Source organism: Anaerostipes sp. (assembly GCF_018381315.1).
Taxonomy (GTDB): Bacteria; Bacillota; Clostridia; order Lachnospirales; family Lachnospiraceae; genus Anaerostipes.
The window spans coordinates 23,974-44,831 of the sequence record NZ_JAGZSD010000023.1 but is presented as its reverse complement, the minus strand read 5'-3'; the positions used below and the strand labels follow the sequence as shown (position 1 = coordinate 44,831).

Annotated in this window: 18 protein-coding genes; 14 read left to right on the top strand and 4 right to left on the bottom strand. The window is 43.8% G+C overall.

Translation table 11 applies throughout. The features are described from left to right. The 4 genes from iolD (at position 1) to KH180_RS14695 (ending at position 4,692) form a co-directional block, all read left to right on the top strand. Positions 1-1,938 (top strand): 3D-(3,5/4)-trihydroxycyclohexane-1,2-dione acylhydrolase (decyclizing), encoded by a 1,938-nt coding sequence (gene iolD / locus KH180_RS14710; protein ID WP_290761612.1) that lies wholly within the window; start codon positions 1-3, stop codon positions 1,936-1,938. A gap of 15 nt (positions 1,939-1,953) precedes the next feature. Then, positions 1,954-2,739: a 5-deoxy-glucuronate isomerase gene (locus tag KH180_RS14705; protein ID WP_290761610.1), complete on the top strand. Its 786-nt coding sequence runs from the start codon at positions 1,954-1,956 to the stop codon at positions 2,737-2,739. A gap of 22 nt (positions 2,740-2,761) precedes the next feature. After that, complete coding sequence (locus KH180_RS14700; protein WP_290761608.1) at positions 2,762-3,913, top strand: iron-containing alcohol dehydrogenase; 1,152 nt, start codon at positions 2,762-2,764, stop codon at positions 3,911-3,913. A 251-nt stretch (positions 3,914-4,164) separates the two neighbouring features. Further along, positions 4,165-4,692 (top strand): methyltransferase family protein, encoded by a 528-nt coding sequence (locus KH180_RS14695; protein WP_330624582.1) that lies wholly within the window; start codon positions 4,165-4,167, stop codon positions 4,690-4,692. 68 nt (positions 4,693-4,760) lie between these two features. Here KH180_RS14695 and KH180_RS14690 read toward each other — a convergent pair whose 3' ends face one another. Next, on the bottom strand, positions 4,761-5,150 hold the full coding sequence (locus KH180_RS14690) for a tautomerase family protein (protein ID WP_290761606.1): 390 nt from the start codon (positions 5,148-5,150) through the stop codon (positions 4,761-4,763). A gap of 202 nt (positions 5,151-5,352) precedes the next feature. Here KH180_RS14690 and KH180_RS14685 point away from each other — a divergent pair, with 202 nt between their 5' ends. Together KH180_RS14685 and KH180_RS14680 are read left to right on the top strand one after the other, a co-directional pair. After that, positions 5,353-6,099 (top strand): electron transfer flavoprotein subunit beta/FixA family protein, encoded by a 747-nt coding sequence (locus KH180_RS14685; protein WP_290761604.1) that lies wholly within the window; start codon positions 5,353-5,355, stop codon positions 6,097-6,099. 11 nt (positions 6,100-6,110) lie between these two features. Next, positions 6,111-7,085 carry an electron transfer flavoprotein subunit alpha/FixB family protein gene (locus KH180_RS14680; protein WP_290761602.1) on the top strand — a complete coding sequence of 325 codons (975 nt, stop codon included), beginning with the start codon at positions 6,111-6,113 and terminating at the stop codon, positions 7,083-7,085. A 45-nt stretch (positions 7,086-7,130) separates the two neighbouring features. On the opposite strand, the gene KH180_RS14675 is transcribed toward KH180_RS14680, so the two are convergent. From KH180_RS14675 to KH180_RS14665, 3 genes are read right to left on the bottom strand one after another with little or no spacing between them, the layout of a single operon-like run. After that, entirely contained in the window at positions 7,131-8,438 is a 1,308-nt protein-coding gene (locus KH180_RS14675) for a GntP family permease (protein ID WP_290761600.1), read from the bottom strand. 26 nt (positions 8,439-8,464) lie between these two features. Then, positions 8,465-10,024 (bottom strand): acyl CoA:acetate/3-ketoacid CoA transferase, encoded by a 1,560-nt coding sequence (locus KH180_RS14670; RefSeq protein WP_290761598.1) that lies wholly within the window; start codon positions 10,022-10,024, stop codon positions 8,465-8,467. Positions 10,025-10,048: 24 nt separating this feature from the next. Beyond that, a complete protein-coding gene (locus KH180_RS14665) occupies positions 10,049-10,825 on the bottom strand; it encodes an enoyl-CoA hydratase-related protein (RefSeq protein WP_290761596.1) in 777 nt (258 codons plus the stop codon). Between the two features lie 319 nt (positions 10,826-11,144). Here KH180_RS14665 and KH180_RS14660 point away from each other — a divergent pair, with 319 nt between their 5' ends. The 8 genes from KH180_RS14660 to KH180_RS14625 all read left to right on the top strand — a co-directional run bounded on the left by KH180_RS14660 (position 11,145) and on the right by KH180_RS14625 (position 20,854). Beyond that, positions 11,145-12,287, top strand: coding sequence for an acyl-CoA dehydrogenase family protein (locus KH180_RS14660; RefSeq protein ID WP_290761594.1), 1,143 nt, complete (start codon positions 11,145-11,147; stop codon positions 12,285-12,287). A gap of 345 nt (positions 12,288-12,632) precedes the next feature. Continuing rightward, positions 12,633-13,052: a MarR family winged helix-turn-helix transcriptional regulator gene (locus KH180_RS14655; RefSeq protein WP_290761592.1), complete on the top strand. Its 420-nt coding sequence runs from the start codon at positions 12,633-12,635 to the stop codon at positions 13,050-13,052. A 539-nt stretch (positions 13,053-13,591) separates the two neighbouring features. Next, positions 13,592-14,860, top strand: a complete 1,269-nt coding sequence (locus KH180_RS14650) for a M18 family aminopeptidase (protein ID WP_290761590.1) — start codon at positions 13,592-13,594, stop codon at positions 14,858-14,860. Between the two features lie 14 nt (positions 14,861-14,874). Beyond that, positions 14,875-15,555: a YoaK family protein gene (locus tag KH180_RS14645; RefSeq protein ID WP_290761588.1), complete on the top strand. Its 681-nt coding sequence runs from the start codon at positions 14,875-14,877 to the stop codon at positions 15,553-15,555. An 86-nt stretch (positions 15,556-15,641) separates the two neighbouring features. Continuing rightward, positions 15,642-17,201 carry a hydroxylamine reductase gene (hcp, locus tag KH180_RS14640; RefSeq protein ID WP_290761586.1) on the top strand — a complete coding sequence of 520 codons (1,560 nt, stop codon included), beginning with the start codon at positions 15,642-15,644 and terminating at the stop codon, positions 17,199-17,201. Positions 17,202-17,369: 168 nt separating this feature from the next. Then, positions 17,370-18,152: an ABC transporter ATP-binding protein gene (locus KH180_RS14635; RefSeq protein WP_290761585.1), complete on the top strand. Its 783-nt coding sequence runs from the start codon at positions 17,370-17,372 to the stop codon at positions 18,150-18,152. A 15-nt stretch (positions 18,153-18,167) separates the two neighbouring features. Then, positions 18,168-19,850: an ABC transporter permease subunit gene (locus KH180_RS14630; RefSeq protein ID WP_290761583.1), complete on the top strand. Its 1,683-nt coding sequence runs from the start codon at positions 18,168-18,170 to the stop codon at positions 19,848-19,850. Continuing rightward, positions 19,847-20,854, top strand: a complete 1,008-nt coding sequence (locus tag KH180_RS14625) for an extracellular solute-binding protein (protein WP_290761581.1) — start codon at positions 19,847-19,849, stop codon at positions 20,852-20,854. Before KH180_RS14630 ends, KH180_RS14625 begins: the two co-directional genes overlap by 4 nt. The last annotated feature ends 4 nt before the right edge of the window (positions 20,855-20,858 follow it).

Below are 20,858 nucleotides of genomic sequence, written 5' to 3'. Positions count from 1 at the left end.
ATGAAAATGAGTACAACTAGAATGACAGTAGCGCAGGCTCTTGTAAAATTCCTTGACAATCAGTATGTGGAATTTGACGGAGAAGAAACAAAATTTGTAGAAGGTATTTTTACAATCTTCGGACACGGAATTGCCGTTGGACTTGGAGAAGCACTGGACAGCAATCCGGGAAGCTTAAAGGTTCTTCAGGGAAGGAATGAACAGGGTATGTGCCATGTGGCAACAGCCTATGCAAAACAGAACAGAAGAAGAAAGATCATTCCCTGTGCATCTTCCGTAGGACCTGGGGCAGCAAATATGGTTACAGCAGCAGCTACAGCAACCGTCAACAATATTCCGCTTTTGGTACTGCCATCCGATACATTTGCCACAAGACAGCCGGATCCGGTACTTCAGCAGTTAGAAAAGAGCGACAGCCTTTCTACCACAACAAACGATGCATTTAAGCCGGTTTGTAAATATTGGGACAGGATCATTCGTCCGGAACAGCTGATGACAGCTATGATTAATGCAATGCGTGTTCTCACAGATCCGTCAGAAACAGGAGCTGTCTGTATCGCACTTTCCCAGGATGTAGAAGGTGAATCTTATGACTTCCCGGATTACCTGTTTGAAAAACGCGTACATAGAATTACAAGACCATGTGCAGTAAAAGAAGAAATCGAAGACATTGTAAATGTTATAAAAGACGCAAAGAATCCATTGGTGATTGTAGGCGGCGGCGTGAAGTATTCAGAGGCAGGAGAAGCTGTAGAAAAGTTCTGCGAAGACTTTAACATTCCGTTCGGAGAGAGCCAGGCTGGAAAAAGTGCCTGCAAGTCAAGCCATCCTTACTGCTTAGGAGGAATCGGCGTCACAGGAACTCTTGCTGCCAATACCATTGCTGACGAAGCAGATGTGGTTATTGCAGTAGGTACCAGACTTTCTGATTTTACAACAGGATCCAAAGGACAGTTTAAAAATCCTGATGTAAAAATGGTGACCATCAACAACAACAAGTATCATGCATATAAGATGGACGCAGTAAAAGCAGTGGGAGATGCAAAGGCCACTGTGGAAGCACTTTCTGCCAGGCTGAAAGAAGAAGGCTATAAGTCTGCTTATACAACAGAAATTAAAGACGCAAAGGCTGCCTGGGATAAAGAAATGGACCGACTTGCAAACATTGAGTATACAGGTGACGGCTTTGAACCGGAGATCAAAGCAAGAGATCCGCGTACGATTCCTGAGTTCGTAAAACTTACAGGCGGACTCATCACTCAGACTGCAGCACTGTGCAAGATCCGCGAAGTGATTGATGAAAATGCGAATATCGTGACGGCAGGGGGAAGCCTTCCAAGCTGCATGCAGAGAATCTGGACTACAGACAAACGCGGCGGATACCATGCAGAATACGGATATTCCTGTATGGGATATGAAGTTGCAGGAGCTCTCGGCGTAAAAATGGCTGAGCCTGAAAATGAATCCTATGTTGTTGTGGGAGATGCCAGCTTCCAGATGCTGCACAGTGAGATCATGACGGCAATGCAGGAAAAGCAGAAGATCAATATTCTCGTATTTGACAACTGCGGATTCGGATGTATTAATAACCTTCAGATGAACCATGGTGTGGGAAGCCTTGCCACAGAGTTCAGATACCGTGATGAAAACAACGAGATCAAGGGTGATCTGATACCGGTTGACTATGCAAAAGTCGGCGAAGGATACGGACTTAAGACATACAGTGTAAGAACGATTAAAGAACTTGAGGAAGCGCTGATCGATGCTAAGAAGCAGGATGTTGCCACATTGATCGACTTGAAAGTTATTCCTAAGACAATGACAGACGGTTATAAGTCATGGTGGAACGTGGGGATTGCGACAACTTCTGTGAAAGAAAGCGTGCAGAAAGCATGTGAAGGAGTATTAGAAGGACGCGCAAACGCAAGACAGTATTAGAAAAGAGGTATGACAATGGGTAAAGTATTCGGCTATCCTGAGTTTGATGCAAACGGGGAAAAGGTTTTAACAACATACGACAATGAATATAAAGAAATGCTGATGGACATCCGCGTCTTCCGCTTAAAAGCGGGAGATGTGAAGACCTTCTGCAAGGACAAAGAAGAGACAGCAGTTCTCTTATTGAAAGGGGATATCGTATTCTCATTTGATGAGACATCCAGGGAAGTTACAAGAAAAGATGTATTTACAGAAGGGCCTTGGGCGGTGCATATCTGCACAGGAGCCGAGGTTACGGTGGAAGCAAAAGCAGATTCTGAAATCCTGGTACAGTCCACAAAGAATGATACTATATTTGAGAGCAAACTGTATGCACCGGAAGATGCTCCCTGGGGATATTCCTGCGTAGGAAAGTTTGGAAATGTGGCAAAACGCCGTGTCAATACCATCTTTGACCATGACATTGCACCATACTCCAATATGGTATTGGGCGAAGTTTTGAATGACAGGGGAAACTGGTCAGGATATCTTCCTCACAGACATCCGCAGCCGGAAACTTATTATTTCCTGTTTGATCATCCGGAAGGATTTGGGGCAAGTTTTGTGGGAGACCAGGTATTCAAGAGTGCAGACGGAAGCTTTTCAGCAATTCCGGGAGGAGAACTTCATCCTCAGGCAGTAGCTCCGGGATATCAGATGTATACTTGCTGGATGATTCGTCATTTGGATGGAAACCCATGGCTTCAGACAGACAGAAATGAAGATGAGCGCTACGTTTGGCTTCATGACGCAGAATTTTAAGAAATTATAGGAGGATAAAAACATGGCAAGAGAATTTATCGCGCCGGGCCAGATTTACACTGGTGAGGGTGCGCTTGATATGGCAGAAGGAAAGTTAGGGACTCTCGGTAAAAAAGCACTGATCGTTACAGACAGGATCATGGTTGAATTAGGCAATACTGCAAAAGTAGAGAAAGCCTTAAAAAACCAGAACATTGAATATGTGATTTACAGTGAGATCAACGGAGAGCCAACCGACACAATGATCGAAGGAGGCCTTAATCTTTATAAAGAAGAAGGGTGTGACTTTATCATCGCTCTTGGAGGCGGAAGCCCGATTGATTCCATGAAAGCCATCGGGGCTTTGGTAAGCAACGGCGGACAGATTTCTGACTACATGGGAAAAATCATCACAAAGGCAGCACCGACCCTTGTTGCAATTCCTACGACTGCGGGAACAGGTTCTGAGGCAACTCAGTTTACGATTATCACAGATACAAAAAATGATATTAAGATGCTGCTCAAAGGCGCGGTATTAATGCCGGACCTTGCCATCATTGATCCTCAGTTTACAATGACTGCGCCTCCTAAAATTACGGCTGCTACAGGACTTGATGCCCTGACTCATGCGGCGGAGGCTTATACATCAAAACTGGCACAGCCATTATCCGATACATTTGCGCTTTCTGCGATTAAGAGAATTTTCAAATATCTTCCGGCTGCTTTTAAAGACGGAAAAAATGTAGAGGCCAGAGAACAGATGTCTATCGCGGCTCTGGAGGCAGGAATCGCATTTAACAATGCTTCCGTAACTTTAGTTCACGGAATGAGCCGTCCGATCGGTGCCATGTTCCATGTAGCTCATGGGCTTTCCAATGCAATGCTTTTAAAAGAATGCTTTATTTATGCATTAGACGGAGCTTATGACCGCTTTGGAGAACTTGGAAGAGCCATCAATGTGGCAGCAGAGACGGATACAGACCAGGCTGCCAGTGAAAAATTCCTGCAGGCAGTCGTAGATATCTGCGATGAACTTGAAACTCCGTCATTAGAGGAATATGGAATCAATAAAGAAGAATTCTTCAGTGTGATTGACAAAATGGCAAATGACGCTATGGACAGCGGAAGTCCGTCCAATACAAGAAAAGCAATCACTGCAGAAGATGTCAAAGATATTTACCGCAACCTGTGGTAAATCCCAACGCAGTAAGTACGTGCGTTTAACGTACTTAAATATAGATCAATGCAGATTTATGCCACTGAAACTCCTAAAAAATAGAAACAATAAAACAAAAATACCCCGAGCCTAACCCTCCAATACCTGGCTCAAAAATGAATTGTTATTGTGTAATATCTGCATTACAGAAAGCATGGACCTTTTTTCTCCTAGGTCCATGCTTTTGTGCTATAATCGAAACAGAAAAATAAGCTGGAAGAGGTTTTATTATGAATATAAATGGCTTTTTATTGCTGATACCCTTTTTGCTGATAAGATTCGGATTCCTGTCAGTTTTAAATAAGAGTGCAGTAAAACGTGCGGCGTATTTCCCTCCTGTGTATGGAAAAGAAGTGGCAGCATATTGGATTTATCAGATTTCAAATGCTGTAATCTTTCTGTATTTATGTTTTCTGACAGTAAAAACAGAAGCTTCCTGGCGATTCTGTATAAGTCTTCTGATCTATCTGTCGGGATTGGTATTATGTGCGGTTTCAATACTGGATTTTTCGGCTCCGTCTGAAGAAGGGTTAAATCACAATGGGGTTTACCGATTCTCCCGCAATCCTATGTATGTATCTTATTTCATTTGTTTTACAGGATGTGCTTTGCTGACACGGTCACTGATATTATATGGGTTTGTCTTTTTGTTTCAGGTGACTTCGCACTGGATTATTCTTTCCGAGGAAAGATGGTGTATCGAGAAGTTTGGTGATGCATACAGGCAGTATATGAAAAAGGTGAGACGGTATATTTAATGTTTTACTGTAAAGACAGGTCATAACAAAAAAGCCCCTTATAAAGGGGCTTTTTTGTTCTTAAAATTCTACAGATCTCCGGTCAGAAACTGGGCTTTGCCAAAGCCGAAGCTCCAGTCAGCGTCTCCGTTTTCTACGATAGATACTAAGAGATTACAAGGATCTATCCGGCAGTTTTCTTTTAATTTTGTGCAAAGAAGAGAATAAAGCAGTTCTTTTTTATCCTGGGTTCTTTGTTTGCTTGTGACGCGAACGACGATCTGATCCTGGGTCCGCTCAAAACCGAGTCCTGTGTCTAACAGGATCATTTCCTCCGGCTCATGCTGGTTTACGATCTGATAGCGGTCCCGTTCCGGGATTTCAAAGGCTTCCACGGCGCACTGGTGGATGGTATCCAGAATATTTTTAAGTCTTTCTTTATCGTTTTGTCTTAACAAATCTACTTGGATTAACGGCATAACAGATTCCTCTCTTTCTGTGATTGACATATAAAATTAATAATGGTAATATAACAGTATCAATTAATTAGCATACGAACTAATGGGATGCGAATTAATTTGTATGGGTATCATAGCACAGCATTTTTGAAGAGTCAACTTAAAATTTTATATACAAAATTATTTGCAGAGAAATTCAGATTGTGAAGGGAGTGGTGAATGGATGAAGATCTTGATATTTTTAAAAGAAATTCCCCCGGAAGAAGAGCGGAATCTGTACCAGGATATAGAAGGCATTGGTGACAGCGATAAGAATGTCCTGACGGAGGCTTTGAATCTGAGAGATCAGGAAGGAGGAACAGTGACAGCTATGGTTCTCGGTCCGGCTCAGGGAGAGAAGACTGCAAGGGAAGCCCTGACCTGGGGAGTTGACAGATCGGTCCTGGTTTTAAAAGAGGGAAAGACAGCAGGGGATATCCGGGAGAGTGCCCGGGTGCTTGCCAAGGCCATAGAAGAGGAAGGAGCCTTTGATCTGGTTTTATGCGGAAGGCAGGCGATTGACGGAGATGCTGCCCATATGGCGGCTATGACGGCGTTTTTTTTAGATATTCCGCTTATTGCATATTCCAAAAGAATGGAGACGGAAAACGGACAGCTGTATAACTGGTGTGCGGCAAAAGAAGGGACAGAACGGACAAAGTGCAATATGCCGGCCCTGGTTCTGTCGGTGAAAGAGGATCAAAAAATCAGGCATCCCAATGTGTGTGATATTATGTCCGCTTATGCTGAGAGTACTGTGATTCCGGTTATAAAGCCGGAACAGGATGTACGGGAGCAGATTATAAGACAGACAGGGGAGTATCTGCCGGAGGGAAGGTCTAAGCAAAGGAAGATCCTGAACGGAAAAAATGACCGGGAGAAGGCAGAGCTGCTTTATCAGGTATTAAAGAAGCATAAGGTACCAGAATAAAAGGAGACCATATGAACAGACCATACAAAATATTGATCATCGGGGAAATTCAGGAGGGAAAGCCTGCTCCGGCAACTCTGGAATTGATAGGAGAGGGGAAGAAAACAGCTGATCAACTGGATGCAGAGCTCTTGCTTGTAATAGCAGGGAGCGGAATTAAAGGAATCTGCAGTGATCTTCTCCGATATCCTGTGGATCGGATTATTGCAGTGGATCATCCAAGGCTGGAACCAAAACAAATGGAGATTCATTGCAGAGCACTGGAGGCCGTTATCCGGGAGCAGGAGCCGGATATCATTCTCGGAGGGGAAACGCTGTTTGGGAGAACCTTGCTTCCGTCTTTGGCAGCAGTGCTCGGAACGGAAGTAATTACAGATGCCGCCGGCCTGAAGATTGACAGGAAAACAGGAAAGCTTTTGGTCTGCAAACCGGCATATGACGGAAAACGAATGTCTGTAGTGTCAATGCCTGAGTCTTATGTCCAGATCGTTTCTGTAAAGCCGGGAATTTTTCAGAGAGCCGATGAGACGGACGTCAGGAAAGGCAGCATTATCATGACGGAATCTGACTGGCTGGAGAATCTCAAACAACCAAAACAGATACTTGGCATCATTTCTGAGGAGAAACAGATCTCTTTGGAGGATGCAAAGATTATCGTATCCGGAGGACGCGGTCTGAAAGGCCCGGAAGGGTTCAAACTTTTAAAGCTGTTTGCAGGACGCATAGGAGCACAGACCGGCTGTACAAGACCGTGTGTGGACGCTGGCTGGATGCCTGGCAGGCAGCAGATCGGACAGACCGGATCGATTGTTAAGCCGGATCTTTATCTGGCATTCGGGATTTCCGGTGCAATCCAGCACATGACGGGGGTCAGGGCCCGGACAGTCATAGCGGTCAACAGTAACCCGGATGCGGCTATATTTCAAAACTGTGATTATGGGATTGTCGGAGATGCGGTAAAGATACTGGAAGAACTGCTGAAGTAAATAAATAAAAAGAAGACCCGGAAAACCGGATCTTCAAAATTAAGTTTATAGTCCAAAAGAAGCTAAAACGATAAAGATTCCGCAGGATATAAATGGAATGATAATCTGCGTAACCGCAATATCCCAATAAGCTTCCTTATGGGTCATTTTACAAATGCCGAGCAGAGTGATCTGTGCTCCCTGGTGAGGAAGAGTATCTAAGGTACCCGCTGCAATTGCGGAAATCCTATGTACATAAGGAAGCGGGATTCCCATTTTAATATAGGTAGACTTCAGGGCATTAAATGCAACACCCATTCCGCCGGAAGCAGAACCGCAGGCTCCTGCACAGACAGCAACTGTGATCATTACAAATACCAAAGGAGGCATGCTCATATTTTTCAGAGCAGCGACCAGATCTGTAAAGCCCTGTGTTTTCTGTACAACACCGCCGAATCCTACGACAATGGCAGTATTCAGGATGGCAACGCCGGAATCAGAAGCTCCTTTATTAAAGACATTGATCCATTCATTGACACCTTTGACTCTATTGAACATCAGAACGGTTGCCAGGGCTACTCCTGCAAATACAGAAGTCTCTACCGGAAGCTTCACGATGTTAAAGAGTACAAGGATAAGGATAATCGGAAGAATAGCGATGACAACATGAGGAAGATCCTTGTCTTCATCAATAGCCATTTCTTCTTCGCTCAGCTGGTATTTTAAAGATTTATCAATAAAACGATAACCTTTTTTTGTAAACTTTCTTGCACGCATTTCCAGCCATAAAAAGATCATGATAAACATGGCGGCTGTTGTGAGCAGAGATGGTACGAATGCGGCTGTTGCCGGTGTACCTAAGTTATCCATGGCAATGACATTCTGGATAGAAGGAGAACCGGGGCCGCTCATGGACCAGGTCCAGCATCCGGCAGAGATCGCCGCCGGGATGAGCCGCCTTGTAAGGTTGGCTTCCTTAAACAGATTTAATGCGATAGGATAGATAACAAAAAATACAACAAAACCACTGACTCCTCCAAAGGTCAAAAGACCGGTGATGATCATGATGATCGGTGCCACGAATTTTCCGCGGCAGAGACCTGCGATCGCTCTGGCAATGGATTCTGCAGCACCAGTATACTGGTAGACAGAACCAAACAGTGCACCGACAAAGAAGACAAGGAAATACTTTGTTACATAGTCGGAAGCGGCAGGCATAAACGCATTTTTTAACGAGTCCAGAATCGGGAGCCGGGAGCAGATGACAACAAAGATTGTGACAAGCGGCGCCAGGATTAAGGCACTCATCTGTTTAAACGCAAGCACTCCGAACAGGACAATCGCCAGGACTAAGACTAAGATTTGTAAATTCACAAAAACCCTCCTTTATTTGTGGATCGTTAATCGTGTTTCAGGCCCATCAGCTCATCTTTGAAAATTCTTTCATCCATGAGTTTTGGCGTTCCGTCCATTTTTGGGGTGAATCCCATATGGTCGATGATCTGTGTCTGGATATCGATGCCGGGGGCAACTTCCGTTAAGTATACACCGTCTTTCCGGAGTTCAAATACAGCACGTTCTGTAATGTAAAGAACCGGCTGGCCGACTTTATTTGCGTATTCACCGCTGAAAGTGATTTGCTCTACCGTATCCAGGAACTTATTTGATTTACCTTCCTGATCGATGATGAGTTTACCGTCCTGTACGGATGTTTTTAATCCTCCGGCAGTAAAGGTTCCGCAGAAGTAGCAGCGTTTTGCATTCTGTGTGATATTGACAAATCCGCCGCAGCCGGCAATTCTTGGGCCGAACTTGCTGACGTTGATATTTCCGCCTTTGTCTGCCTGTGCAAGGCCTAAGAAAGCGTAGTCAACACCGCCGCCGTCATAAAAATCAAACTGGTATGGCTGGTCTAAAATACATTCCGGGTTGACAGAACCGCCGAATTTGGCACCGCCCTGAGGCACACCGCCGACTGGTCCGGCTTCTACAGTAAGCGTCATATAATCTCCGATTCCCTCTTCATTGGCAACCATAGAAATATATTCGGGGATACCGATACCTAAGTTTACAACTGTATTTTCTGTAAGTTCCATGGCAGCTCTGCGTCCAATGATTTTCTTTGCAGAAAGAGGAGGGTACTCAAGGCTGCTTAAAGGAATACGGAAATCTCCGGTCATAGCACCGTCGTAGTCACAGCCTACGCACTGCTCGTGATCCTTCATGTCTTCAACTTCTACAACAGCATCTACATAGATTCCGGGAATTTTGACTAATTTCGGATCTAATGTTCCGTCGGCAACGACCTTTTCTACCTGAACGACGATTTTTCCGCCGCTGTTTTTTACAGCCTGGGCCATTGTTGTAACCTCTGTGGTGCAGCATTCATGTGACAGGGTTACGTTGCCGTGTTCATCTGCATATGTACCGCGGATAAATCCAATGTTTAACGGGAAGGATTTATACAGTAATTTTTCTTCTCCAAGGATTTCAACTACATCGACGATATCCTCGGTTGTGATGTCATTTAACTTGCCGCCTTCAATCCTTGGATCAGCAAATGTGTTTAATCCGACATGTGTGATAACGCCTGGTTTATGCCCGGCAATCGCGCGGTATAACTGCGCCAAAGTACCCTGAGGCAGGTTGTAGCCTTCAATTTTGTTATCCAGAACCATCTGTCCCAGTGTCGGAACCATGTTCCAGTGTCCGCCGATAACCCGTTTGGTCATTCCCTCGTGGGCAAAATGATCCGCACCGCTTCCGTCACGGTTCCCCTGGGCAGCAGCATAAAATAAAGTCAGGTTTTTCGGAGAGCCGGTTTCCAAAAATCTTTTTTCCAGAGCCTTAGTGAGGGCTTCCGGCATTCCGCTGGCAACAAATCCGCTGGTTGTAATGGTTGTATTATCCTCTACCAGAGCAGCGGCCTGATCTGCGGTAATAATCTTAACTTTTCCCATAATTCTTCTCCTTCATAAAATGCATTAGAAATCTGTTAAATCAGCTTTGCGTTTTTCAAGGAATGCTGTCATGCCTTCTTTTTTGTCAGCAGTAGAGAATGCAAGTCCGAATAAGTCAGCTTCTAATGTAAGGCCGCTGCTTAAGTCTGTGTCCATACCTGTATTGATGGCTTCTTTTGCAAGGGAAATTGCATAGCTGCCTTTGGACATGATTTTTGCTGCCATCTTTTTGCAGTAATCGATCAATTCTGCCTGCGGCACAACTTTATTTGCAAGTCCGATTCTGTAAGCTTCTTCTGCGTCGATCTGGTCGCATGTAAAGATCAATTCTTTTGCGCGTCCTTTTCCTACTAAACGGGAGAGACGCTGTGTTCCGCCGAATCCCGGAAGGATTCCAAGACCTGTCTCAGGCTGTGCGAATTTTGCATTTTCTGCAGCTACACGGATATCGCAGGCCATGGAGATTTCGCATCCGCCTCCGAGGGCATAGCCGTTCACAGCAGCGATGGTTACCTGAGGCATTGTCTCTAATTTCAGAAATGCTTCTTTTGCTAAAAGTCCCATCTGTCTTCCCTCTGCAGGAGTTGCATTGACCATCTCAGAAATGTCGGCTCCGGCTACGAAAGATTTTTCACCTGATCCTGTAAGAATCACGACTCTGATATCTTTCCGTCCGGAAATTTCTGTGAAGCACTGATCTAACTCGGCTAATGTTTCGCTGTTCAGTGCGTTTAAAGATTTAGGCCTGTTGATGGTTACGACTGCTACTTCGTTTTCTACTTCCATTAATAAATTGTTCATTACAAATCCTCCTAAAATCATTTACAGATTACATTTGATAAGTTTTCGTTAGAAAATTAACATGTTGGTGCGCAAATATTTGGGATACAAAATATTATTTATGCTTATAATATGGACTATATTCATCTGGTTGTCAATAGTTTATCAATATGTTTTATATAAATTGTATAGATGTATAAAAAAATATAAAATATTATTGACAGTATGCACAAACAGTGATATATTTAGCTTACAAAATATTAGCGTGCAAATATATGGATACAAGATGATGATATTTATGTTAAGTTTATAGTCTATTTTGGGTGAAAGGAGTCTATCTATGAATTTTGAATTGACAGAACAGCAGGCGGCTATCCAGGAAACAGCAAGGAATTTTGCTCAGACAGAGCTGCAGCCAGGTGTGCTCGAGAGAGATGCAAACAGTGAGTTTCCGGTAGAACTTTATAAAAAGATGGGAGATATGGGGCTGATTGGTCTTCCTTATCCGAAAGAAGTCGGAGGACAGGGAGCTGATTATCTTTCTTATGTATTGGCGGTAGAAGAGATTTCAAAAGTAGATGCCTCTGTGGGTATTTCTTATTCTGTTTCTACTTCTCTATATGGCGGAAGTATTATGAACTCTGACGCTTCCATTGAGAAAAAGAATGAATTTCTCGCACCGGTATTATCCGGACAGCATTTTGGATCTTTTGGGCTTACTGAGCCAAACGCAGGATCTGACGCGGGAGGATGTGTTACCGTAGCAGAAAAAGACGGCGATGAATACATATTGAATGGTATGAAGTGCTTCAATACAAACGGGCCGTTGGCTGATTATACAGCAGTCTATGCTTTGACGGAACCTGAAAAGAAAGCCAAAGGACTTTCCTGCTTTGTAGTAAAAAAAGGAACCCCTGGTTTTTCTGTGGGCAAGGTGGAAGATAAGATGGGAATCCGTTCTGCGCAGGTTTCCGAGATGATTCTGGAAAATGTAAGAGTACCGGCGGAGAATATGGTTGTGCCTTCCGGAGACGGATTTAAGCTGGCGATGAAGACTTTGGACGGAGGACGAATCGGTGTTGCCGCACAGGGACTCGGAATTGCAGAAGGTGCTTTTGAAATCGCAAAAGAATACTTAAAGAGCAGAGAACAATTTGGAAAGCCGTTATATAAAAATCAGTATCTTGCATTTAAGATGGCAGAGCTTGAAATGGAAATTGATGCTGCAAAATATATGCTTTATAAAGCTGCTACAGATAAACAGGAAGGAAGATCTTATTCCATCCCGGCTGCAAAGGCAAAATACCTTTGTACAGAGGCAGCAATGCATGTAACAACAGAAGCGGTGCAGATGTTAGGCGGAAATGGATACATGAAAGGTTACCATGTAGAGCGCATGATGAGAGATGCCAAGATCACTCAGATCTATGAGGGAACCAATGAAATCCAGAAGCTTGTTGTAAGCGGAGCAATTTTCAGATAAAAATCAGGCTTCTCAAGGTGTGACCGATAAAGTCTTGAAGGGATGTCAATGACGGCATCCCTTTTTATTTTTTCATAGGAAAGTGCGTCCTATGAAATAAAAAGCACTCCGTGCAGGATGCGCACAAATGCGCAAGGAATCTATTTGCCTTTGGCAAATCGCATTTGGCGCGCAAAGTGAACAAGCCCCTCAAAGAATGAGGGGTTGGGGGAGATGAGGTGGGCGTGCCCACTTTGTTCAGTGTTCTCTTGACAGAAGTTTGGGTAACGGATATGATGAATTATATAGCATGCGAACAATTTGCGGTGAGAGCATGCAGTTTAGTGTAGGAGGGATAAGGAACCGATGGAATTAAATCAATGTATCAACTATCTTTTGACTACGGCGCAGCATGCGGTGTTTCAGGAGATGAGCTCACAGCTTGCCAAATATGACGTAACTCCTGTACAGTACGGCGTTATGTACTGTCTCTGGGTAAAGAAGAAAAACAGCCCAAAGGAAATCGCGGAAGAGCTGAAGCTGGAGAACTCCACAATCTCAGGGGTGCTTGAGAGAATGGAGAAAAAAGGCCTGATTAAGAGGAAAGTCAGCAAAGAGGACCGGCGGTTTGTGGAAATCGTCCTGACAGATAAGGGAAATGATCTGGAAGAACCGATTTTGGACACAGTGGATGAGGTCAACAGGATCGTACTAAAAGATATGGGACAGCAGGAGCAGGAAGCGCTGAAGGCTTCACTTAGACATTTGGCAGGGATAAATGAATAGTCGTTAAAAAATATGCAGCGGAAAGAAGTTTTTTCCAGCTGCTATTTTTGTGTATAAAACATGCCAAGAGATTATATACATAATTAGATTTTTGCTTTATAATAGGAGTAATTTATAAAAATTGGAAAAAAAGGAGGGCTTTATGTTTATCACGAATTACACTTTGGCTGTTATCACAGCATTTATCATATGTTTATACATACAGCTAAAATTGGTAAAGACAAATCGGCGGGGAATCAAGTTTGTGATCCCGGCTGTTTTAATTTTTTGCGTCCTTATTATATGGGCAGACAATGGATTTGATGTTGTAAAATGTCTACCGATTACGATCATTTTCTTATTTTATTGTTTCATAAATTTACTTATCACTATTTGTTATACGCTTTATCAAAAGGGTAAGAAAAACATTTGATTTGCTCAAATCACTTTTTACATATCACATGAAAGAAATCCACACAAAACTTTCTTTTATTTCACGGTTTTGCTAAAATAGATAGAAATGATTTGAGATAGCAGATAAGTTTGGAAGGAGGCAGATCATGTCAGAGCAAATCAACACACAGTTGTTCAAGTTTATAGAAAAAAGCCCGTGCAGCTATCATGTTGTACAGCAGATCGGAAGAGAACTTGCGGAAAATGGGTTTCTGGAACTTGAGGAAAGCAAGGCTTGGAAGATTGAAGAGGGGGGAAAGTACTTTATCCGGCGAAACGGATCCTCTGTCATCGCGTTTTGTGTGCCGGATAAAGGATTCAAAGGGTTTCACATTACTGCGTCCCACACGGACTCACCCTCGTTTAAAATAAAAGAAAATGCGGAGATTCAGGCGGAAAATCATTATACGAAGCTGAATACGGAAAAATACGGAGGGATGCTGATGGATTCCTGGCTGGACCGCCCATTGTCCGTTGCGGGAAAGCTTGTCGTAAAAGAAGGAGAGGGGCTGAAAGAAATTTTGGTTCATATTGACAGAGACCTTCTGATGATTCCAAGGCTGGCCATTCATATGAAAAGGGGCGCAGAGGATGAGACTTTAAATGCACAGATACATATGCTTCCTCTGTTCGGGGACGGGAACGCCGGGAATGCGTTTCTGACTGAGATAGCCTCCGCAGCAAATGTGGAAATACAGGATATTCTGGGGACAGATTTATACCTGTATAACCGGATGCCGGGAACCGTATGGGGAGCGAAGGGAGAATATCTGTCAGCACCCAGGCTGGATGATCTGCAGTGTGTATTCGCATCCCTGCAGGCATTTGTCAACAGTGAGGGCAGAGAGTATATGAATGTCTACTGTGCTTTTGATAATGAAGAAGTGGGAAGCGGGACAAAACAGGGAGCAGGGTCTACGTTTCTTAAGGATATTCTGCGGCGCGTCAATGAGGCTTTGGGAAGGAACGAAGAACAGTATCGGATGGCAGCAGCGGAAAGTTTTATGATTTCAGCAGACAATGCCCATGCAGTTCATCCGAACCAGCCGGCGAAAGCGGACCTGACAAACCGGCCGTATATGAATGAAGGGATTGTCATTAAATACAGTGCCAATCAAAAATATACCACCGATGCGTATTCAGGTGCTTTGATGAAGCATATCTGTGAAAAAGCAGAGGTGCCGTACCAGACATTCCACAACCGTTCGGATCTGCCGGGAGGATCTACCCTGGGGAATATCCTGACCGGACAGGTGTCTTTGAGAGCCGCAGATATTGGCCTGGCACAGCTTGCCATGCACTCCGCTTATGAGACTGCCGGGACAAAGGATACGGAATATATGATCAGGGCTTTACAGGAGTTTTATCGCAGTTAAGGGAGGCGTATTCAGTGAAACAGCATAAGAAGATTCAGATGTCTGAGGCCTTTCAGCTGGGAGCTGTCCTGGCGGTTGTAGGAGGATTTCTGGATGCGTACAGTTATCTTTTAAGAGGAGGCGTATTCGCTAATGCCCAGACTGGAAATATCGTGCTGCTGGGTATCAGCCTGCAAAAAGGAGAATGGCAGGGAGCTGTACATTATGCCATTCCCATTCTCGCTTTTGCAGCGGGGGTCATTGTAGTGGAAATTATCAAAAAGTATTTTAAACAATATCCAAAGATTCATTGGAGGCAGATCATTGTTATAATCGAGGCGGTTTTGCTCTGTCTTGTGGCATTGATCCCTTCCGGAGAGATGGATATGATAGCCAATGTGATGATTTCCTTCGTATGTGCCATGCAGGTAGAGACCTTCCGGAAGGTCCACGGAAATGCTTATGCGACTACCATGTGCACAGGAAATCTAAGAAGCGGCATGGAAATCCTGTTTAAATACAGCCAGACAAAAGACCGTGAACTGCTGAGCAGGAGCCTGAAATATTTCGGGATCATTCTCTTCTTTATTATTGGGGCAGCAGTGGGTACTGCGGCGGGGCGTGTCCTTTGCCATAATGCGATTCTGATTTGTTCGGCAATGCTGCTTGCAGTATTTTTTATGATGTTTATGGAAACAAAAAAAATTAAAGGTTAATGTGTTGAATATCCAACAGATTTATGAGAACTGTTCCTGTATACTCAAGGAAACACTACAAAAACAAGGATCAGGAGGATAAATCAATGGATAATAAAATGTTTTGTTTTCAGTGTGAACAGACGGCAGGGTGCAGCGGCTGTACGGGTGCTGCCGGAGTCTGCGGGAAAGATGCCCGGACATCAGAACTTCAGGATCAGCTGACGGGTGCACTGATCGGCCTGGCACGGTCGTCAGAAGGAAACCGGACAAAAGAAAGTACAGACAGAGTGATGCTGTCAGGGCTTTTTACAACTGTGACCAATGTCAATTTTAACCCGGAAACCATAAGGGAGCAGATTGAGCTTGTGCATAGAGAACAAGAAGATAATGATGATTATAATATGGCGGACCTTTGGGAAGAACAAGAAGATATCCGTTCCTTAAAATCACTGATTTTATTCGGGCTTCGGGGGATGGCAGCTTATGCCTATCATGCTATGGTTCTTGGCTATTCAGATCAGGAAGTAAATCAGTTTTTCTATGAAGGACTGGCATCTGTCGGGTATGATCTTCCCCAGGAACAGCTTTTGTCTCTTGCCTTAAAACTGGGGAAAGTGAATTTAAGGTGTATGGAGCTTTTGGATCAGGCCAATACAGAGACCTTCGGCAGCCCAAGTCCGGAAAATGTATCGTTTAAAGTGGAAAAGGGACCGTTCATTGTTATAACAGGCCATGATCTGTATGATTTGAAGCTGCTGCTTGAGCAGACGGAAGGTAAAGGGATTCACATTTATACCCATGGAGAGATGCTTCCGGCCCATGCATATCCGGAGCTGAAAAAGTATTCCCATCTGAAAGGGAATTTCGGCACTGCATGGCAGAATCAGCAGAAGGAATTTGACGGCATTCCGGCGCCGGTACTGTTTACCACCAACTGTCTAATGCCGGTGAAGCCTTCTTATGCTGACAGAGTATTTACCACAGAGGTTGTTTCTTATCCTGGTATGGTCCATATCGGAGATGACAAAGATTTTACGCCTTTGATAGAGAAAGCATTGGAACTGGGAGGATACTGTGAAGACAAAGAGTTTACGGGAATCAACGGGGGAAACGGCACAGTCACAGGTTTCGGCCACAATGCCGTATTGTCTGCGGCAGATACAATTGTAAATGCGGTGAAAGATGGAGACATCAGCCATTTCTTTTTGGTCGGCGGCTGTGACGGGGCACATAAAGAGAGAAGCTACTATACAGAATTTGTAAAACAGGCTCCGAAAGACAGTGTGGTCCTGACACTGGCCTGCGGCAAATACCGGTTTAATGATATGGATATGGGCCGGATCAGGGGACTTCCCAGAATTATGGATATGGGCCAGTGCAATGATGCATACAGTGCTGTCCGTACAGCACAGGCATTGGCAGAGGCGTTTTCCTGCGGGATCAATGATCTGCCGCTGACTTTGATATTGTCATGGTATGAGCAAAAGGCGGTCTGTATTTTGCTGACACTCCTGTATCTTGGCATGAAAGACATTTATCTCGGACCAAAGCTTCCTGTGTTTCTGTCCCGGGGAGTACTGGACATCCTTATAAAAGAATACCGGATCCGCCCGATTACTGATCCGGCAAGCGACTTAAACGTAATTCTTAAGGGAAGATCTTAAATAGAAAAATAAATCATTAAAAAAAACAGAAGGAAAAACCTCTTTTCAGGTTCTTCCTTCTGTTTTTTTACCAACATTTAACATGATATTCAAATGAATTCAAACTTTCAGTGATAGACTAGGCCTTGTTCAAAGAGATTGAGTTGATTGAGAAAGGAATGGAAGTTTATGCTGAAATTACAAAATATAAAGAAATCTTATGACGGCACCACCGTGCTGGACGGAATATCACTGGAAATACCGGACGGAGAGATTGTATCAATTTTAGGGCCGTCCGGCTGCGGAAAGACAACGCTTCTGAACATGATCCTGGGGATCACAGAACCGGACAGCGGGCGTATTGAGTTTAACGGGGAAGACATCACAAATTCCCCTATGGAAAAAAGAGGGTTTAATATTGTGTTTCAGGATTATGCCCTGTTTCCGAATCTGAATGTATACCAGAATATTACTTACGGGCTGAAAAACAAGCCGGATATTTCTTCTGAGGAAGAGGTGGAGGAGCTGATCAGCCTGCTTGGTTTAAAAGAGCATCTTCCAAAGAAGATTGAACAGCTTTCAGGGGGACAGAAGCAGAGGGTGGCTCTGGCAAGAACCCTGGTTATGAAACCGAAGATCCTTCTCCTGGATGAGCCTTTAAGTGCACTGGACGGAGTGATTAAGGAATCCATCAAAGACAGAATCAAGACCATTGCAAAAGAATTTCATCTGACGACTGTAATCGTAACACATGATCCGGAAGAGGCACTGACTCTTTCTGACAGAGTGCTGATCGTAAATGAAGGACGGATTTCCCAGTACAGCAAACCGGAGCAGATTGTCAATGCACCGCAGAATGATTTTGTAAAGAACTTTATATTAAACCAGCTGGAGATCAAAAAGAATAATATCTTTACACTGTTTAAAAATCAGCTGAATATTCAGCCCGGAAAGGAAAGCCTTGTCTCATAAGGCGGTAAATATAAGATGAAACATAGAAAAGAAAAAGAGATTAAAATTATATTTGCCGGCATCATGGTCATTTTTCTGTCATTTTTGGCAATACCGATGGTACAGCTCCTTATGAAATCTTTTACAACAGAGCAGGGCGGGCTGACCTTACAAAATTTTCAGGCCGTATTTGCAGGGAGAGACTTTTTTGAGATATTGAAAAACAGTTTCGGAGTAGCAGGGCTCAGCGCGGTGCTCACTACACTGCTTGCTTTTTTTCTGGCCTACACGATCCATTATACCAATATACCCCGCCAGATAAAAACGCTTATCAAAGGGGCAGCAGTTCTTCCCATGTTTCTTCCCACGATTACCTATGGCTTTGCCATTATCTATTCGTTCGGAAAACAGGGCCTGCTGACCCGCCTGTTTGGCCGTCAGCTGTTTCATATTTACGGCATCAATGGACTTTTGATGGGCTATGTGATCTATACACTTCCTATCTCGTTTATGCTGATCAACAACACTATGGGATATATCGACAAAAAGTACATGGTAGTCTCAAGGGTCATGGGAGACAGCCCGCTTGCAAATTTTAAAATGACAGTGCTGCGTCCGCTTTTGGGCACATTGGCTGCCTCCGTTATTCAGTCTTTCTTTTTAAGCTTTACGGATTTTGGTATCCCAGCGGCAGTGGGAGGAAAGTTTCAGACTGTGGCTGCACTGCTTTACAGCGAGATGCTCGGAAGCATTCCAAATTTCCAGAACGGAGCGGTGGTGGCTGTTGTCATGCTGGTTCCTTCTGTGGTCAGCATCACTGTGCTGAAGATTTTAGAAAAATACCAGATCAGGTACAACAAAATTTCGAATATAGAATTAAAAAAGAACAAAGCCAGAGACGTGATTTGCGGAGGAGCGGGTATCCTGCTGATTGTTAGTATCCTGTCCGTTTTTGCGGTTATCTTCGTGATCCCCTTTGTGGAGGAATGGCCGTACCGGCTGAATTTTACCATGGCCAATTTCAGAAATGTTTTTGAAGACCCGAACCTTTCCAACGTCTACACGAATTCGCTGTTTGTTGCCGCAGCTACGGCTGCACTGGGTACCCTGGCCGCCTACGGAAGTGCTCTTGTGACCGCAAGGAGCAAAATAAGCGTCAAAGCAAAGGAGGTCATTGAGGGAATTGCACTGGTGACAAATACAATACCGGGAATGGTACTTGGCCTTGCATTTTTATTCCTGTTTACAGGTACCGGCCTTCAGAATACATTTTTGCTGATTATCATCTGCAACGTGATTCACTTTTTCTCTACACCGTACCTGATGATGAAAAGTTCGCTGGGGAAAATGAATGCATCATGGGAAACAACCGCAATGCTCATGGGAGACAGCTGGGCAAAAACGATTTTGAGGATTGTAACACCCAATGCACTGAGCACGATTATTGAAGTGTTCAGCTATTATTTCATTAATGCGATGGTAACAATCAGCGCTGTGATCTTTATTGCGGGAGCCAGGACGATGGTCATCACGACAAAGATCAAAGAGCTGCAGTATTATAACAAATTTAACGAAGTGTTTGTGCTTTCGCTTCTCATTCTTGCTACCAATATCACAGGAAAATTTATCTTTACAAAACTGGCGGAGATGACGGAAAGAGGCACAGTAAAACAGTTCTTTAAATTACATATTAGAAAAAATAAGGAGAGAAGTTTATGAGAAAGACATGGTTAAAAAGAGCATCTGTGATGTGTATGGCTGCTATGCTGGCGGCAGCAGGGGTTCTTGCCTCAGGATGTTCCAGTAAAAAGCAGGATGATCAGGTTGTCATCTATTCCAATGCGGATGACGAAGCAGTGGAAGCTATGAAAAAGGCACTGGATGGAAACGGATACGAAGGAAAATACATTCTTCAGACATTCGGCACATCAGAGCTTGGCGGAAAACTGGTGGCAGAAGGTAAAAAAATAGAGGCAGATATGGTAACGATGAGTACGTTCTATATTGAAAGTGCCCAGGATAAAAATAAGATGTTTACGGACCTTACATTTGACAGGAACCTGCAGAAAGAAGATGACTTCCAGAAATATGAATCTCCGATTACGGCACAGGAAGGTACATTGATCCTGAATACTGAAGTCATGAAGGAGAAAAAACTTCCGAAACCAACTTCTATTAAAGATCTTGCAAAGCCGGTATATAAAGGTTACATATCTGTGACTGATGTAAAAGCATCATCTACCGCATGGCTTTTGATTCAGGGGCTGGTATCTGAATACGGAGAAAAAGAAGCAAAATCCATTCTTCACGATATTTATCAGAATGCAGGAGACCATATTGAGGATTCAGGATCTGCTCCGATCAAAAAAGTGCGTGCAGGAGAAGTAGCGATCGGATTTGGATTAAGACAGCAGGCTGTGGCAGACAAAAAAGACGGACTTCCGATTGATTACGTGGATCCGAAAGAAGGAAACTTTTCTCTGACCGAGTGTGTGGCAGTCGTTGACAAAAAAGACAGCGATAAGAAAAAACTTGCTCAGGAAATGGCAGAGTGCATTATTAAAAAAGGAAGAGCTGACCTGATCAAAACATATCCGATTCCAATCTACAATGGTGAGAAAGAATCCAGCGAAAATAAATCAGGAAACCCAAAAGTATTTAAAGAAAAGCTTACCTTGGATCTGCTGGAAAAACATCAGGAATTATCAGAAAGTGCGAAATAAGAGG

Bases quoted from the DNA above. Each gene is read 5' to 3' on its own strand.
- iolD (WP_290761612.1), top strand. From the start codon at position 1: ATGAAAATGAGTACAACTAGAATGACAGTAGCGCAGGCTCTTGTAAAA.
- KH180_RS14705 (WP_290761610.1), top strand. From the start codon at position 1,954: ATGGGTAAAGTATTCGGCTATCCTGAGTTTGATGCAAACGGGGAAAAG.
- KH180_RS14700 (WP_290761608.1), top strand. From the start codon at position 2,762: ATGGCAAGAGAATTTATCGCGCCGGGCCAGATTTACACTGGTGAGGGT.
- KH180_RS14695 (WP_330624582.1), top strand. From the start codon at position 4,165: ATGAATATAAATGGCTTTTTATTGCTGATACCCTTTTTGCTGATAAGA.
- KH180_RS14690 (WP_290761606.1), bottom strand. From the start codon at position 5,150: ATGCCGTTAATCCAAGTAGATTTGTTAAGACAAAACGATAAAGAAAGA.
- KH180_RS14685 (WP_290761604.1), top strand. From the start codon at position 5,353: ATGAAGATCTTGATATTTTTAAAAGAAATTCCCCCGGAAGAAGAGCGG.
- KH180_RS14680 (WP_290761602.1), top strand. From the start codon at position 6,111: ATGAACAGACCATACAAAATATTGATCATCGGGGAAATTCAGGAGGGA.
- KH180_RS14670 (WP_290761598.1), bottom strand. From the start codon at position 10,024: ATGGGAAAAGTTAAGATTATTACCGCAGATCAGGCCGCTGCTCTGGTA.
- KH180_RS14665 (WP_290761596.1), bottom strand. From the start codon at position 10,825: ATGAACAATTTATTAATGGAAGTAGAAAACGAAGTAGCAGTCGTAACC.
- KH180_RS14660 (WP_290761594.1), top strand. From the start codon at position 11,145: ATGAATTTTGAATTGACAGAACAGCAGGCGGCTATCCAGGAAACAGCA.
- KH180_RS14655 (WP_290761592.1), top strand. From the start codon at position 12,633: ATGGAATTAAATCAATGTATCAACTATCTTTTGACTACGGCGCAGCAT.
- KH180_RS14650 (WP_290761590.1), top strand. From the start codon at position 13,592: ATGTCAGAGCAAATCAACACACAGTTGTTCAAGTTTATAGAAAAAAGC.
- hcp (WP_290761586.1), top strand. From the start codon at position 15,642: ATGGATAATAAAATGTTTTGTTTTCAGTGTGAACAGACGGCAGGGTGC.
- KH180_RS14635 (WP_290761585.1), top strand. From the start codon at position 17,370: ATGCTGAAATTACAAAATATAAAGAAATCTTATGACGGCACCACCGTG.
- KH180_RS14630 (WP_290761583.1), top strand. From the start codon at position 18,168: ATGAAACATAGAAAAGAAAAAGAGATTAAAATTATATTTGCCGGCATC.
- KH180_RS14625 (WP_290761581.1), top strand. From the start codon at position 19,847: ATGAGAAAGACATGGTTAAAAAGAGCATCTGTGATGTGTATGGCTGCT.